The organism is Rickettsia asiatica (genome assembly GCF_007989425.1).
GTDB lineage: Bacteria > Pseudomonadota > Alphaproteobacteria > Rickettsiales > Rickettsiaceae > Rickettsia > Rickettsia helvetica.
Genome location: NZ_AP019563.1, coordinates 1,057,057 through 1,070,982, shown reverse-complemented (window position 1 = coordinate 1,070,982; position 13,926 = coordinate 1,057,057). Strand labels below are relative to the sequence as shown.

Below are 13,926 nucleotides of genomic sequence, written 5' to 3'. Positions count from 1 at the left end.
TGCTCGATGTCATCCCTGCTAGGCATTATTGCATGGATACCAAGTCGTCATTGCAAGCGAACATTAGTGAACGTGGCAATCTCAGGAATTCTTCTCAAGATTGCTTCGTCAATTTATTATTGTAAATTTCCTCGCAATGACGAAAAAACTGATCCACGCAACAACACCTTTACAGGAATGACATAAATAAGGACGCGGGAATGACAGCAAAGCCACACAACAAATTAGCTTTCTATATTCTTATAGCTTACAATAATTAGTATATTGTTTTACTAAAGAAAGAATAAATGAATATTTATACTCGTCTAGCAATTTTTATTTATCAGGAGTATATACATGACACGATAACAGGAAGACTGAAAGGAAGTGAAGCAGAAACTTCTAGCGATATATTAAGAATAATTATTCCTAACATATGACACTGTTAACAAAATAATTTTAAAGCTAATTAAATTCTTTTTTGCTGCAAAATTACAAGATTTTTTTGAAATAGGAACACTATTCCTGCAAAAATCTTATTAATTTTCGCTAAAAAATCTCTTTAATTATCAATTAAAGCTATTTTACTAACAGTGTCATATCAATTTAAAAATTAATTAAAATATTACTGATTAATTCCTAAAGCTTGTTTTTGAGCATCGGTAGTATTCTCCATTACCCACTTTTGAACATCAGGACTTAACATATTATACTGCTCTGCTGTTAAACTAGCAACCCAAGCTTGTTGATCGTCAGTACTCATAGCTTGTATTTGGGTTGTTGTAACTGAAGCTGGGTCAGGCATTTGCATTGATGAAGCAAATACTGGGCTTGCGAAAGCTAGAATTAATAAAATCTTTAATAAATTTTTCATTTTGTAAACCTTTTTTGTTTTGTAATTACAATTATAACAAAGCCACGGCAGCTTTCAAGCTAAATTATATTAAACCTTTAAATTTTTTTATACTAAGGAACTTTTATTGTAACAAATATATCAATTATCTACTCGATCAATTTCAAAAATTGGCTACGTCCGTCCTACAAGTACTCCGGTACTCACGTATCAAGTATACGCTCCGTTCCTCGTCTTGTGGACTCCTTGCTCTTTTTTGAAATTGATCTTCATATATCTATATATTTTATATTGTTAACTGCTCTCTGCAAATATTGCGATAGATTTCTGAGTTTTTAGATAAATCATTATGTGATCCTTCAGCGACTACTCCTCCTTTATCTATTACTAAAATACAATCAGCTGATTCTATACTACTAATTCGATGGGCAATTGATATAATAATTTCCCCTTTCATTATTTTTTTTATAGCATTTAATAATTTCTGTTCGCTCATCGTATCTAAAGCACTCATTGCCTCATCAAGAAGCAAAATTTGCGGCATGCGTAGTAATGCTCTAGCAATAGCTATTCTTTGTTTCTGTCCTCCTGATAATCTAACCCCTCTTTCACCGATTTTAGCATTTATCCCGTCATGAAGTTTAGCAGCAAATTCTTCTATTCCCGTAATTTTTATTATCTCATTTATCTCGTCGTCACTTGCTTCATTATTACCGAATACAATATTTGATCTTATAGTTCCGGAAAAAATGCTAGCCTCTTGAGGAACATAGGCAATTAATTTACGAATTTCGGCAGGATTTAAAAGAGTTATATCTTGATTGTTAATAAGGATAGTGCCGCTTTCTTGCCGGTAAAAACGCAGCAGTAACTGCATCAAAGTACTTTTTCCTGCACCTGATCTACCTATAATACCAATAAACTTATTGGCATTTATCTTTAAAGACATATTATTGATAATTCTTAAATTAGGTCTTGAATGATAGGTAAAATCGACATTTTTAAATTCTATCGAGATCGGATCGGAATTATTTAATTCTAAATAATTATTATGTGCTATAGGTGTCTTATCTATAATTGTAATTATTCTCTCAAGGGCTGTAACAGGTAAATGCATTTCGCTTAGCAGCTCAAAAATACCGCCGCAGCTAACTCCGGCAATGATTGCATAATAAATAAACGAGATAATTTGACCTGCGGATAAATTCCCTTTAACTATATCCGAAGCTCCGATCCACACAACTAAAGTAATTGCAAGAAATATAACGGCTATTGAAATCGCAAAGAATAAAGCACGAATTTTTAAACGGGTTTTGCAGTATATTAAATAGTTTTGTAATTTAGTATCAAAATCGGCAATTTTGTTTATTTGATGGTTAAAAGCATAAATAGCTCTAATATTATTGAAAGTTTCATCAATATCCGATGCTAAAAGTGACTTAGATTCCAAGGCTTTTTTAGATAAAGACTTAACATGCTTGCCGAATTTAATTAAAGGAATTAATAAGATAGGAATGGTAATAATTACTATGGAAGCGAGTTTAAAGCTTTCAAAAAACATTAATGTAATACCGCCGATTAGCATCACTGAATTGCGAATAAAAAAAGATAAGAAATTAATAATTAGGGTAGATATTTGATCTATATCATTTGTTAAACGTGAAATTATATCGCCGATTTTTAATTCTTCAAACTCTTCAATTTCATAATTAATTAAATTACTATAAGCTTCTTTTCTTATTTGATTAACTGCCTTTTCAGCAATATTATTGATAAAATATGAACGGAAAAAGCTGGCAATACTTAAGATGATAATTAATAAACAAATATATAATATAGATTTATCAACCGATAAAATATGGTCTTTGCTCAAGCCTTTATCAACTAAATTTCTAAACACACTACCGATTAGTAATAATGAAGCTGATACGCTAAGTAAAGAGATCATAACGATGATCAAGTCTTTTTTATAGAACCTTAAATATTTAGCCAGTCTATATAAAAGTTTGATATCCATAAGAAAAAAATGAGGAGTTTGTTGTATGGAACCCTAAAATATGGGGCGAGTGACGGGATTCGAACCCGCGACCCTCAGAACCACAACCTGATGCTCTAACCAACTGAGCTACACCCGCCATAAATTAACAACGTAAATTTAGATTATCAGAAAGATTTAGTCAAGAATATTTATTGTATTAACATATATATTTGACTTATATATTATAACTATATATAGTTACAATATGAATCAGTATATAAAACTTATAAATAAAGCTAAACAAAATCCTAAAGGATTAAGTTTCTCTGAATTTCATACTTTAATGACCAAGTGCGGTTGGGTTAAAGATAGGCAAAAAGGTAGTCATCAGATTTGGTACTCACCAAAAGGAGATAGGTTGTCTATTCAAACTTTTGGAAATATGGCAAAAGAATATCAAGCTCGACAATTTTTAAACTTTGAAAAAGGAAATGAAGATGAAAACAAATGATGAATTTGACGGTTTTACTATAGAGCTTTTTAAAGATACGGATGGAGATTGGATAGCAAGATTTGAAGAGCTACCAAATGTATCGGCTTTTGGAAGATCACCGGGGGAAGCACTGCAAGAATTACAACAAGCTTGGACTTTAATGAAAGAAAGTTATATAAGTCATAATCAATCTATTCCCTTAGCACCGTCTAGGAAAGAGTATAGTGGGCAGTTTAATGTTAGAGTAGCTAAACGTGTGCATCGAGCTTTAGCACTTGAAGCACTTAGAGCAAAAATTAGTTTAAATGCTTTAGTATCCCAAAAATTAACTTTATCGGTAAACAATGAAAAAATCAGTTAATTTGGTTAGCGGCGGGGCGGACTCTGCTACGGTTCTTGCAATAGCTAGGGAAATGGGTTATGAAATTCATGCTATGAGTTTTAATTACGGACAACGTAATAATGCAGAACTTCGGAAAGTTAAGGAGCTTATAAAAGAATATAACGTCAAGGAGCATAAGATTGTTGATATAGATTTACGAGTTTTCGGTGGTTCTGCTTTAACCGATGATAATATAGATGTTCCGCATTATCACGGTGTAAACGAACTACCTGAAGATGTGCCGGTTACTTACGTGCCTGCCCGTAATACGATGTTTCTAAGTTATGCACTCGGTTTTGCAGAAGTAATAGGAGCAAAAGACATTTTTATAGGTGTGCATACAAGCGATTCGGCAAATTATCCTGATTGTCGTCCTGAATATATTAAATCTTTTGAAGAAATGGCGAATTTAGCAACCAGTATGGGAATACAAGGTAAAAAAATTACTATTCATACGCCTTTAATTGATATGACTAAAGAGCAAATAATTAGAACTGGTCTTAAGCTTGGTGTAGATTACAAAAATACTATATCATGTTATGAACCTACTGAAGATGATTTATCTTGCGGTAATTGCCTTGCTTGTATGATAAGGCTTGATGCTTTTAAAAAGAATAATATACAAGACCCGATTAAATATGTTAATACTTAGATAGAACTTCAAAAATTGGCTATGTCATCCTACAAGTCTGCGGTACTCACGTATTAAGTAACGGCTTTCGTTCCTCATCTTGTGGATTCCTTGCTCTTTTTGAAGTTGCTCTTCGTATTACTCATTATTTTAACTCTTCTTTAAAAATACTACTTTTCAAAGAAAAGAAGAATATGTATGATAAATAGAGAATATTTATATGTTCCTTTTCCCGTACTTGATTTAAACGATATAGTTTTACGTGCGTTAGTCGAAGATGATGCACAAGATTATTTTAATTATATGAGTAAGTCGGAAGTGGCTATTTATATAACTGATAGTAATAGACCTAAAGACTTAGAAGAAGCTAGAGAAGAAATACGTTATTGGTCTAGTTTATATAAAAATCATAGAAGCTTTTATTGGGGAATTGCCCTTAAAGACGATAATAAATTAATAGGTACTGCCGGTTTTAATATAATAAATCTAGAGCATCATAGAGCAGAAATAAGTTATGATCTAGATCCTAATTTTTGGGGTCAAGGTATAATGTCAAAATCTATAAAAAATATATTGAAATTTGCTGATTATATAGGCATTGTAAGAGTCCAAGCAACAGTTATTACAGATAATTTGCGTTCGATTAATCTTCTTGAGAGATGCGGTTTCGCTAAGGAGGGAATCCTTAAAAAATACGAAATAGTTGCAAATGAGCATAAAGATTATTATATGTACGCAAGAGTATTATGAATTATATTGTCATCCCGCGACTTGATCGCGGGATCTCAGGATGCAATCTTATAACACAAGATCCCGCGATCAAGTCGCGGGATGACAACAAGTATAAACATAAATAAAGAAAATTAATGGTAGTAGAAGTTAATAAAAAAGAATTAGTTTGCTCGTTTTGCGGTAAAAAACAGCATGAAGTGAAAAAACTGATAGCAGGGCCTGCAGTATTTATTTGTGATGAATGTATAGATTTATGCGCGGATATTATGAAAGAAGAAAGTAAAATTGCCTTAAAGCAAATTACTTCTTCAATTCCAACCCCGCAAAAAATATGTGCAATTCTAAACGATTACGTAATTGGGCAAGATCAAGCTAAAAAGATTTTAGCAGTAGCGGTTTATAACCATTATAAGAGACTTGAATATGTACAATCCGGCAATAATGACGTTGAGCTTAATAAGTCGAATATTTTATTGATCGGTCCTACCGGTTCAGGAAAAACTTTACTTGCTCAAACGCTTGCTAAAATTTTAGACGTGCCTTTTACTATGGCGGATGCTACTTCTTTAACGGAAGCCGGTTATGTCGGTGAAGATGTTGAGAATATATTACTACGCTTATTGATAGCAGCTGAGTTTAATATAGCAAAAGCACAAAAAGGTATAATTTATATTGACGAGGTTGATAAAATTGCCCGTAAATCGGAGAATCCTTCTATTACACGGGATGTATCGGGTGAAGGAGTACAGCAGGCATTACTTAAAATTATGGAAGGAACAGTTGCTTCCGTGCCTCCTCAAGGCGGTAGGAAACACCCACAACAAGATTTCTTACAGTTAGATACTTCAAATATCTTATTTATTTGCGGTGGTGCTTTTATGGGGATTGATAGCATTATAACCTCAAGAACTAATCATAGTTCTATAGGCTTTGCAGCTAACGTAAATATAGATAAAGAGAAAAATAATAGTGAGATTCTTAAATCCCTAGAGATTGAAGATTTAACTAAATTCGGTTTAATTCCTGAATTTATCGGTAGGTTACCCATCATTACTACTTTAGATGAGCTAGACAAAGAAGCTTTAATTACAATTCTAACTAAGCCTAAGAATGCTATAGTAAAGCAATATCAGAAACAATTCGAGCTTGATGATGCTGAGCTTGTAATTGATGATTCAGCCCTAGAAGCTATTGCCGAAAAAGCTCTAGCTAAAAAGACGGGAGCAAGGGGACTTCGTTCAATACTTGAGCATCTTTTGCTTGATAGTATGTATAAAGTTGCCGAGCTAAAAAAACAGCGTGTTACTATTGCAAAAGAGGTAGTTAACGGCTTAGTAGAACCGATAATGACCTCTCTCATTTCTACAAGATCAAACAAAAAACAACCGGTTATTGAAGATATACCGGCGTAAATATTATTTCTTCTCTATGTCATTCCCGCGAGGCTTTGTTGCGTGGATCGGTTTTTTCGTCATTGCGAGGAAATTGCATAGCAATTGACTAAGCAATCTCAGGAGTTTGTTATTATTTCATGAGATTGCCACGCAGTCTACGACTGCTCGCAATGACGGGGTAGTATCCACGCAACAACGCCGGCTTGACCACGGGACAACACTAATTTAGAATAAAATTTATCCTAAACTAGTGTTATAATGGTTTAAATACCATTAAGAAAAAAATGATAATCAAACTGATAAATGCTGGCCAGCCTAGGTAGAACCATAATTTAAATAATTTATAATATTTTTCCGGTAGGGGAGTTCACTGTTTTAATGCTTCAAGTGCCATATTTCGTAGTTGAATTTGAATCCATACCACTGGAAGCCAACAACTACCGGCGGTTATGTATCCGATATAAGTTAAGGTAAGCCATAAATCAGAATAATTATAGCCAAGCATATTTACTAATATTATGCCGCTAACCGGTTGAATTATCACAGTTGGAGTAGTAAAAAGAAGATCAGTATAACTGTAGTGCGAGCTGCATAGGCCTTTGCCTTCAAATCACCAGTTTTATTTGCCCACCACATAAAAAAAGCAGTACCAATTCCAGTACCAAATAAAATGGTAGAACTAATAATATGAATAGTTTTTATAAAAAGATAATCCATTATTTATCTCGTTCTATAGCCATTAATACTAAAGTAAGTAATATTATTGGAATATTTTTAAATATCGGACCAAGCGGATCTAGCCACAATATTGGCTTAGGATATGTTAATAGTAGAGTATAAGCTAGTATTAATAAAATTTGTAAACTACATATCCTACTTATTTTATTTTTGATAATTAGTAGAATTCCAAGAATAATATCTGTAAAGCAGCTTCCATATAATATGTAAGGTGCTATTTGTTTATCAAATCCTAGTGGTATTATAATTTGCATACTAGCATCATAAGCAAAAATGCTTGAAATAATTCCTGTCATTATCCAAAATAGCCCTAAGACAATTTTTATTATAGGTTTTAAAAAATAAAGCCTAGCGTGCCATATGGATTGTACGGTTAAAGGTTCGATTGCAAAACCTTGTTGCAAGTTTCTAGGGATTATAGAAGTAAAATCGATAAAATCTTTTTTATCAGCAATATTAGGTTGAAGCAACATATTATACGCAGTAGAATTAATGGGTCCTATTTTTAGAAAATCCCCTAATTTAGCTGCTATTTTAATGAATATTAGAGGAACTTTTATTAGTCTTCCAGGATTAACTCCAAGCCATCTTCTAAATCCAAGCAAGATATCCTTCATGGTAACTATGTCTAGTCCAACTATTTTTAATAATTTGTGGATTTTTCCTTCCCTTTCTATACAGTGAATAATTACTTTCGTTAAATCATCAATATGAATAGGTTGAAATTATTGTAAACCATCACCTATTAAAGGAATAAAATACGGTAATGTTGCAAGAGCCCTAAATAGCGAGGTACCACTGTAACAACCGCTTGCGTAAACAAGAGATGGCTGTAAAATTACCCAATCTATATTTTCTAATTTTTTTAAATATTCTTCAGTTGCTTTTTTAGTTAAAGCATAAGCAGTGTTTTTTTCATCATCTATTCCAAGAGCTGAAATATGAATAATTCTTTTTACGTTAGTAAGGGTGCAAGCCTTAAATAGAGCCTTTGGACCATTGACATGAACATTTTCAATATTATTATAGCATGACTAGACGTTAATACACCTGATACATTAATAACTATATCTATTTTATTTAGTCTATTTATCCAGCTTTGTGGTTTTAGGTCTATATTAAAATCACAGTGTATAACTTCTGCAGTAGGGAATTTTTTCCTGGTAGATTCAACATCTCTAACACAGCATATTACTTCATAATTATTCTTTAATAATTCAGCTGTAATATATGATCCAATAAAGCCGTTAGCTCCTGTTACTAGTATTCTCATTATAATATAAACGATTCAGGTACTGACATTTTTTATATCATTAATCAGGTCCTGTTGCAAATAGAAGATAAAAAAGGGTATGTTATGTCCACAACTATTGTTTTTTTGGTTAAAAACTTTTGTAACCCAGCACTCTTCTCTCTTATCATAAACTGGCGTTGACCGTGTGTGGTTTTAATGTTATCTCATAATAAAATAATTAAAGATTATCAATGATTACGTAATAAAAGATTTAAATAAATATTAAGAGGTTTCTATATTTTTTATTTTAACTTTAATATTTATTTAATTAAAATTATGAGTAATAAACTAGAAGTAATAATAAAATATTATAATGATATATCAAATTTAGGCGTAAGATTATGGAAAACTACTAAAGCACTTGCTAGTTTTAATTTAGGTGAGGTATTGAAAATATGATTCTGTGATAAAAATTTTAAAGATTTAACGACACTAGATCAAAGTTTTATTTATACTCAATATTTAGAAACAATGCTAAGTAAAGTAGCTACTACAGGAAAGTATCAAGATAAGAATATTGATCATTCTCAATGGAGCAATTGTTTTGAAGAGATAAATAATCAAGATCATTTTTTATGTATAAAGCTACAGGAGCTAATAGGAATAGAAAACAAGAATATTATTGATTCTATGCTAGATGAATAGGGGATATAAATTCACTAGAGTTTAGTACCCTGGTTACTAAAGCCCAAGTATTTTAAAAAATAATTTAGATCAATCTGAAAAATTGATTAAAGCAGCCAAAAAAATCGATGCTATAGCATACCCTCTGACGAGCGAGTATTTTTTATATCGCTATATAGCTAAAGCAATATTACTTCAAATACTTTAAGTGTATCTTCCTCTTATGAAATCGAGTTTAATATGGTAAAAAAAGCTCATTTAAATTTTGCAAATTATCTTAATTCATTAGAGCAAAGTCTTACTAGAATAGAAAAAGCTACTGATAAGTATAATGAAGATCACAAAATTGCTTCTTGGTTAACCAAAAAATCAGATTTAGTTAGTAATCATTCAGGTAAAATAGCAATTACTTATGCTTCTCTTATAGTGGGTGTAATTGCTTTATGTTCATATGTAATTGACGAAAAGGATCCTTGGTATGAATTATGTGCTTTACCGACCACTAGCCTTGCGATGCTACAAATTTTATTATCTTTTCCCGGTATGGTCTTATCAAATAGACAAACTAAAGAGATTAATAATAATATGTTTCAAGTATTAGAAAATAACACTAGAAATCGAGTTCTTCCCAAAGACGCTTATAGAAAGGAATTTGAAGGAGACACGGAATCGCAGCACCGCAGCGTACATAAACGTACGTGAGGATGCGAGGATCAACGTACAAATTACCTCTAGAAGTAGAGTTTGGGAAGAACTCGAATGCTAAAGATATTAAATTTTTATTTGATCACACTCCAAGCTTTGCTAATGATGCCGTAAATACAACTGCGCTTTGTTTTAGATATGCTGCTAATTTAGGGTTGCAGCCTATTGATTTATTAAATAATGATATTATTAATCATATAATTGTATATACGGCTTTACTGCAGCTGCAGGAGTAGTAGAAGAACAAAGTAAAGTTACAAATTTTATGCAAAATAAATTAATTAAATTTTTGCATGATAAAATTATACCGGCTTTAATTGAGAATAAGAAATTTACAGCTGAAGAAATTAAACCATATTTTCAGTTACTATATAAACATTCCACAAAAGATAAGAATACGCAAATAACACTTTAGGCAATATATAATAAACTTACCAATCAAGATATAGATTTTAACAATATTGAATCAGACATTAGTACCTATCATGGATGGAAGAGTACTGCTATGTGTTCGGCAATAGCCACACTGATTTTGGATTATATCTGTTTTTACTTTCGTAATCCAGAATTAGAATTTTATGAAGATCCAATGTTTTATGCATCAACATCTATTAAATTAATGCATCTTTATTAGTATCAACATATTGTGGCAATAAAGTTATAGAAAATATCACCGGCGACAAATATAACTAATGATGTGTTTTTTCAAAAGTTTTACTATAATGATGCGGCAAGACTGACTGTAGTGATAGTACCTTTAATAATTTTTGAGTCTATTAAAGATTTAAAATTCTTAAGTCTTGCAACTTTAATAGATGTTTTAACAACTGCTATATCGGATTTAAATGTTGGCAAGGCAATTAGTAGTGTAGGCAAGAATATTGCCGAGAAAACCGCTACTACCCTTACTTGGCTTAATAAGGTTGCCTCAGGCACAACCGATGATACAGTTATTGATATTGATCCTATAGAAGAAGTACCATGCTTAGGTTAAGGTTATAAAGTTTACGTTATTTAATGTGCTCTTCCCATTTTAAATATAAATTGAATCTTCAGAATTAAATGTTGCATGTATTAAAAAAGGCGAAGTGACATAGGCTTGCACTTCGTTATGCATAAAAGCTTGGTGCATTACATTATCAATCTCTAAAGTAAAGTTTTTGCTATATTCAAGAAGTTTTTGAGCAGCTTTTAAGTGTATCAAATAACCTGTAGTTGTATTAAGTAACCATTATGACCTATCTTCTTTAAATACGGATTATTGTAAATATTATAAAATATTTTGTTTTTAGAATGTGACAAGGACAAATAAATTAAATCCCAGTCGGTAGGTAAATGCTTCAGCATTGTTAAAAATTTGTTACGGAAATCGTCATTGAGTATAGCATCATCTTCTATTATTAGGGCATAAGGTATATTTTCTTTAACCATTTTAAGCCAAATTTCTCTATGGCTACAATAACAACCTAGTTCTTCTGCCGTTAAAGTATGATTTAATATTTTGCTATCGGAACAATAATTTATATTTTCTGAAGGACAAAGTACAGTATAACCGTTATCAAGGGATAAAAGAGAGGGTTATTTTTTACATCTAAGCCGGTAAACCTTTTTCCCGCTGCATCTGTTATAGATAAATTATAACCGTCTTGTATTAAACCTTTCATAGGGTAAATTATTATTATCAAATTGTTTACTAATATTGTTATATCTATCAGTGCTGTGATCTAGGTTTACTATAAAAATTTTAATATCTTTTTCTTCAAGTGGAGCAGAGCCTATTTGATAAGTTTTTAAAAATATGAAAATCAATGATAAATAAATAATTATAATTGATATTATAAAAAAATATTTTTTAATTTGTCACATTATAGATTATTTAATAAAGGTAATAATTTTTTCTTAATTTTTCTTTTACTGCGATGTAATTATTTTCTGAAGTCGGTACAATCTGATTGTTATATATCTTACAATATTTTTCATCATCTTTATCAACAGAAATAATATAATTATATAAATCTTCTTCTGAATAATCTTTAGCAAATATTACTGCATTAGGGTTTATATCTTTGATATAACTTTTATCTGCATAATATATAGGTACTGCTCCTTGCTAAATAAGCTTGAAAAGGTTTTTCAGTAACATACCCCACATATGTTTTATTTTCAAAAGCAATAACAAATTTACATTTAGATAACCATTCACGAGTTTTTTCTTTTGGTATAATTGTAGATTCAGTATTTAAATATTTACCGCTGCTTACTACTTTTTTATACAGCGACAATTTATGAAAAAATCGATTTCTTGCTATGCAGCTGTCGTGTTCAGGATCTTCTATACCGTTAGAGACTAAGAAACAAGCGAAATACGGTTTGTTTGGATTGCATTTTGATCGTTTATATTCGTACTGACTTCATTAGTAAAATACATATAATATAAAGGTATTCTTATATAATTTGGATGATCTATATAATCAAAACCTATAGATATATTATAATTTTCTAGCTTTGGTCTAACGGATTCACCGGTAAAAAATATCTTTATACTATCTTTAGTACTAATATTTCTTTGACCAAAAACACTATCAATAATAAGGTCATAATTGTTATGATCTATAACAATTGTTTGTCTGCTTTCTTCAATGATTTCTTTTATCATTGGTAGCTCATCTATTGTAAAGCCCGGCCACATATTAATAAAGCTCACTCTTATAATATTTCATTTTTTTTGCCAGGAGCTTTAATCTTATATATGCTTACACATATAGTAACAATATGGCTATACAAATTATGGAAAGTTTTTTTAACATTTAAATTACCTATTACGAGAAAAATTTATTTATAATTTTTCTTCTATTTGTGGCGGATTTTCTGCCTCCACTTCAATAATTTCAGATTTAGAGGAAACGATTTGATAACGCTCTAAGGTAGCCAGCATGGCTTTATTTCCTGAATCAATACCGAGTTTTTGAATATTCTTCACTCTTGACATAAAATTACGATTAAACGAGGCAGCAAATTTATCATAATTAGTAACCATATTTTGCAGGTTATTACCGATCTTTTGAGAATAATCAGTCATAGTACCGATAGAACTTAACAGCTTTCTCACTTCTTCAATAATTACCTTATAATTTTCCGAACGGCGATGATCAGTAATTTGAAATCTTGCAAATGATAGCATATTCATAAGTCCGCTAGGACCTACTGGAAAAATATTACAACTCCAAGCTTTTTGTAAAAATTCAGAATCAGCAGCAATAACTTTCTCAACGGCTTGTTCAGTCGGCAAAAACATCAAAGTAATAACATTGTTAAAGCTCTGATCCTTTTTGTTTAGATTAGTTAAAATATTTTCGGCATAGTCTTTATTAGCTAGAGATTTTAAATGGTAATTCATAGTTTTGCTAAGATTCCCGCTATTATCCTGCTCATCAACTAGAAACTTTGAAGCTTTGGAATCAATAACCATTAAATTACCGGAAGGAAGAAAAATAAGGGCATCGGGTCTTAGCTTTCCGCTATCTAGCGTAGTTAGACCGTATTGCATGATAAAATCTAAATTAGGACGTAAGCCCGAAGATTTTAGGATATTCTCAAGCGTAATTTCGGCAAGCAGCCCCGCCCCGATCGGAGAAAGCAGCGACTGTTTTATCAAATCAACCGTGCCTTTTGATTGTTCTATATCTTTATTTAATGCCCCTACCATAGTAATCAACCGCTCAAACTCACTATTAAATTTTCCTGAAGCAGTAGCAATATTTTTCTCAGCTAGCTCTCTTGCCGCCGTATTTTCTATTTTATGTATCTCTATTAATTGCTTGGACAAATCTTTTCCAAGATCAAATAAAGCAGTTTTCGCTGATGAAAACGACTCTTCTCTTATTTTTTCCGAATCCTTAATAGTCTGCTCTTGATATTCTACTTTACACTTCAATTGCTCAATTTTCTGTAAATATTCTATTTTTTCTTGGTTCAATAATTGATTATTATTGCTAATTTCTAGATTCTGCTCTGATAAGAATTGTAGCTGCATTTTTAAGGTTTTAGTTTTTACATAAAACCAAATTATTAAAGCTAATAAAATAAGTAGCGTAGCTGCGGTAACTGATAATAGATAAGGCAT

The 13,926-nt window shown here is 31.3% G+C and carries 22 protein-coding genes, 1 tRNA gene and 1 pseudogene; 12 read left to right on the top strand and 12 right to left on the bottom strand.

All coding sequences use genetic code 11. The features are described from left to right. Nucleotides 1-287: 287 nt before the first annotated feature. Nucleotides 288-419, top strand: a complete 132-nt coding sequence (locus RAS_RS10525) for a hypothetical protein (protein ID WP_269472989.1) — start codon at nt 288-290, stop codon at nt 417-419. 185 nt (nt 420-604) lie between these two features. Here RAS_RS10525 and RAS_RS06400 read toward each other — a convergent pair whose 3' ends face one another. The 3 genes from RAS_RS06400 to RAS_RS06390 all read right to left on the bottom strand — a co-directional run bounded on the left by RAS_RS06400 (nt 605) and on the right by RAS_RS06390 (nt 2,967). Next, nucleotides 605-853: a DUF2673 domain-containing protein gene (locus RAS_RS06400; protein ID WP_147143324.1), complete on the bottom strand. Its 249-nt coding sequence runs from the start codon at nt 851-853 to the stop codon at nt 605-607. Nucleotides 854-1,118: 265 nt separating this feature from the next. Then, on the bottom strand, nt 1,119-2,849 hold the full coding sequence (locus tag RAS_RS06395; RefSeq protein WP_147143321.1) for an ABC transporter ATP-binding protein: 1,731 nt from the start codon (nt 2,847-2,849) through the stop codon (nt 1,119-1,121). A gap of 41 nt (nt 2,850-2,890) precedes the next feature. After that, nucleotides 2,891-2,967: transfer RNA gene (locus RAS_RS06390), tRNA-His, on the bottom strand. A gap of 186 nt (nt 2,968-3,153) precedes the next feature. Between RAS_RS06390 and RAS_RS06385 the strand changes: the two genes are divergently transcribed. The 5 genes from RAS_RS06385 (at nt 3,154) to clpX (ending at nt 6,460) form a co-directional block, all read left to right on the top strand. Next, nucleotides 3,154-3,321 (top strand): type II toxin-antitoxin system HicA family toxin, encoded by a 168-nt coding sequence (locus tag RAS_RS06385; RefSeq protein WP_408634826.1) that lies wholly within the window; start codon nt 3,154-3,156, stop codon nt 3,319-3,321. Beyond that, nucleotides 3,308-3,664: a type II toxin-antitoxin system HicB family antitoxin gene (locus RAS_RS06380; protein WP_147143315.1), complete on the top strand. Its 357-nt coding sequence runs from the start codon at nt 3,308-3,310 to the stop codon at nt 3,662-3,664. The genes RAS_RS06385 and RAS_RS06380 overlap by 14 nt, the downstream gene beginning before the upstream one ends. Then, nucleotides 3,648-4,337: a 7-cyano-7-deazaguanine synthase QueC gene (queC, locus tag RAS_RS06375; RefSeq protein WP_147143312.1), complete on the top strand. Its 690-nt coding sequence runs from the start codon at nt 3,648-3,650 to the stop codon at nt 4,335-4,337. The genes RAS_RS06380 and queC overlap by 17 nt, the downstream gene beginning before the upstream one ends. Nucleotides 4,338-4,514: 177 nt before the next feature. Then, nucleotides 4,515-5,066, top strand: coding sequence for a GNAT family N-acetyltransferase (locus tag RAS_RS06370; protein ID WP_147143309.1), 552 nt, complete (start codon nt 4,515-4,517; stop codon nt 5,064-5,066). A 116-nt stretch (nt 5,067-5,182) separates the two neighbouring features. Further along, nucleotides 5,183-6,460 (top strand): ATP-dependent Clp protease ATP-binding subunit ClpX, encoded by a 1,278-nt coding sequence (clpX, locus tag RAS_RS06365; RefSeq protein ID WP_147143307.1) that lies wholly within the window; start codon nt 5,183-5,185, stop codon nt 6,458-6,460. Nucleotides 6,461-6,695: 235 nt separating this feature from the next. Here the strand turns inward: clpX and RAS_RS10080 are convergent. The 4 genes and pseudogenes from RAS_RS10080 to RAS_RS10515 form a co-directional block, all read right to left on the bottom strand. Next, nucleotides 6,696-7,159: pseudogene (locus RAS_RS10080) on the bottom strand (DUF2269 family protein). Further along, complete coding sequence (locus RAS_RS06350; protein WP_197734671.1) at nt 7,159-7,797, bottom strand: DoxX-like family protein; 639 nt, start codon at nt 7,795-7,797, stop codon at nt 7,159-7,161. The pseudogene RAS_RS10080 and the gene RAS_RS06350 overlap by 1 nt, the downstream one beginning before the upstream one ends. Nucleotides 7,798-7,905: 108 nt before the next feature. Beyond that, entirely contained in the window at nt 7,906-8,121 is a 216-nt protein-coding gene (locus RAS_RS10520; protein WP_269473025.1) for a Rossmann-fold NAD(P)-binding domain-containing protein, read from the bottom strand. A gap of 14 nt (nt 8,122-8,135) precedes the next feature. After that, a complete protein-coding gene (locus RAS_RS10515; RefSeq protein ID WP_172616150.1) occupies nt 8,136-8,453 on the bottom strand; it encodes an NAD-dependent epimerase/dehydratase family protein in 318 nt (105 codons plus the stop codon). A gap of 297 nt (nt 8,454-8,750) precedes the next feature. On the opposite strand from RAS_RS10515, the gene RAS_RS10510 reads away from it, so the two are divergent. From RAS_RS10510 to RAS_RS06330, 6 genes are all read left to right on the top strand, one after another. Beyond that, nucleotides 8,751-8,873 (top strand): hypothetical protein, encoded by a 123-nt coding sequence (locus RAS_RS10510; protein ID WP_269472988.1) that lies wholly within the window; start codon nt 8,751-8,753, stop codon nt 8,871-8,873. A gap of 72 nt (nt 8,874-8,945) precedes the next feature. After that, a complete protein-coding gene (locus RAS_RS08740; RefSeq protein WP_172616092.1) occupies nt 8,946-9,119 on the top strand; it encodes a hypothetical protein in 174 nt (57 codons plus the stop codon). A gap of 219 nt (nt 9,120-9,338) precedes the next feature. Continuing rightward, the gene (locus tag RAS_RS10070; RefSeq protein WP_232049195.1) at nt 9,339-9,800 is read left to right on the top strand and encodes a hypothetical protein; all 462 of its coding nucleotides are present in this window, start codon (nt 9,339-9,341) and stop codon (nt 9,798-9,800) included. A gap of 2 nt (nt 9,801-9,802) precedes the next feature. Further along, on the top strand, nt 9,803-10,039 hold the full coding sequence (locus tag RAS_RS08735) for a hypothetical protein (protein WP_172616091.1): 237 nt from the start codon (nt 9,803-9,805) through the stop codon (nt 10,037-10,039). Nucleotides 10,040-10,068: 29 nt separating this feature from the next. Beyond that, nucleotides 10,069-10,218, top strand: coding sequence for a hypothetical protein (locus tag RAS_RS10065; RefSeq protein WP_232049194.1), 150 nt, complete (start codon nt 10,069-10,071; stop codon nt 10,216-10,218). 282 nt (nt 10,219-10,500) lie between these two features. Then, nucleotides 10,501-10,797, top strand: a complete 297-nt coding sequence (locus RAS_RS06330) for a hypothetical protein (protein ID WP_232049193.1) — start codon at nt 10,501-10,503, stop codon at nt 10,795-10,797. Nucleotides 10,798-10,836: 39 nt separating this feature from the next. On the opposite strand, the gene RAS_RS10505 is transcribed toward RAS_RS06330, so the two are convergent. The 5 genes from RAS_RS10505 to RAS_RS06315 all read right to left on the bottom strand — a co-directional run bounded on the left by RAS_RS10505 (nt 10,837) and on the right by RAS_RS06315 (nt 13,926). Next, complete coding sequence (locus tag RAS_RS10505) at nt 10,837-11,007, bottom strand: hypothetical protein (protein WP_269472987.1); 171 nt, start codon at nt 11,005-11,007, stop codon at nt 10,837-10,839. Then, entirely contained in the window at nt 11,004-11,303 is a 300-nt protein-coding gene (locus RAS_RS10500; protein WP_269473024.1) for a glycosyltransferase family 25 protein, read from the bottom strand. The genes RAS_RS10505 and RAS_RS10500 overlap by 4 nt, the downstream gene beginning before the upstream one ends. A 578-nt stretch (nt 11,304-11,881) precedes the next feature. Next, entirely contained in the window at nt 11,882-12,139 is a 258-nt protein-coding gene (locus RAS_RS10055) for a glycosyltransferase family 10 domain-containing protein (protein WP_232049368.1), read from the bottom strand. 11 nt (nt 12,140-12,150) lie between these two features. Then, complete coding sequence (locus RAS_RS08720) at nt 12,151-12,492, bottom strand: alpha-1,3-fucosyltransferase (protein WP_172616149.1); 342 nt, start codon at nt 12,490-12,492, stop codon at nt 12,151-12,153. A 147-nt stretch (nt 12,493-12,639) separates the two neighbouring features. Beyond that, nucleotides 12,640-13,926 carry a DNA recombination protein RmuC gene (locus RAS_RS06315; protein ID WP_147143303.1) on the bottom strand — a complete coding sequence of 429 codons (1,287 nt, stop codon included), beginning with the start codon at nt 13,924-13,926 and terminating at the stop codon, nt 12,640-12,642.

Excerpts from the sequence above, each read along its gene's own strand:
- RAS_RS10525 (WP_269472989.1), top strand. The coding sequence starts at position 288 with ATGAATATTTATACTCGTCTAGCAATTTTTATTTATCAGGAGTATATA.
- RAS_RS06400 (WP_147143324.1), bottom strand. The coding sequence starts at position 853 with ATGAAAAATTTATTAAAGATTTTATTAATTCTAGCTTTCGCAAGCCCA.
- RAS_RS06395 (WP_147143321.1), bottom strand. The coding sequence starts at position 2,849 with ATGGATATCAAACTTTTATATAGACTGGCTAAATATTTAAGGTTCTAT.
- RAS_RS06385 (WP_408634826.1), top strand. The coding sequence starts at position 3,154 with ATGACCAAGTGCGGTTGGGTTAAAGATAGGCAAAAAGGTAGTCATCAG.
- RAS_RS06380 (WP_147143315.1), top strand. The coding sequence starts at position 3,308 with ATGAAAACAAATGATGAATTTGACGGTTTTACTATAGAGCTTTTTAAA.
- queC (WP_147143312.1), top strand. The coding sequence starts at position 3,648 with ATGAAAAAATCAGTTAATTTGGTTAGCGGCGGGGCGGACTCTGCTACG.
- RAS_RS06370 (WP_147143309.1), top strand. The coding sequence starts at position 4,515 with ATGATAAATAGAGAATATTTATATGTTCCTTTTCCCGTACTTGATTTA.
- clpX (WP_147143307.1), top strand. The coding sequence starts at position 5,183 with ATGGTAGTAGAAGTTAATAAAAAAGAATTAGTTTGCTCGTTTTGCGGT.
- RAS_RS06350 (WP_197734671.1), bottom strand. The coding sequence starts at position 7,797 with ATGAAGGATATCTTGCTTGGATTTAGAAGATGGCTTGGAGTTAATCCT.
- RAS_RS10515 (WP_172616150.1), bottom strand. The coding sequence starts at position 8,453 with ATGAGAATACTAGTAACAGGAGCTAACGGCTTTATTGGATCATATATT.
- RAS_RS10510 (WP_269472988.1), top strand. The coding sequence starts at position 8,751 with ATGAGTAATAAACTAGAAGTAATAATAAAATATTATAATGATATATCA.
- RAS_RS08740 (WP_172616092.1), top strand. The coding sequence starts at position 8,946 with ATGCTAAGTAAAGTAGCTACTACAGGAAAGTATCAAGATAAGAATATT.
- RAS_RS10070 (WP_232049195.1), top strand. The coding sequence starts at position 9,339 with ATGGTAAAAAAAGCTCATTTAAATTTTGCAAATTATCTTAATTCATTA.
- RAS_RS08735 (WP_172616091.1), top strand. The coding sequence starts at position 9,803 with ATGCGAGGATCAACGTACAAATTACCTCTAGAAGTAGAGTTTGGGAAG.
- RAS_RS10065 (WP_232049194.1), top strand. The coding sequence starts at position 10,069 with ATGCAAAATAAATTAATTAAATTTTTGCATGATAAAATTATACCGGCT.
- RAS_RS08720 (WP_172616149.1), bottom strand. The coding sequence starts at position 12,492 with ATGTGGCCGGGCTTTACAATAGATGAGCTACCAATGATAAAAGAAATC.
- RAS_RS06315 (WP_147143303.1), bottom strand. The coding sequence starts at position 13,926 with ATGCCTTATCTATTATCAGTTACCGCAGCTACGCTACTTATTTTATTA.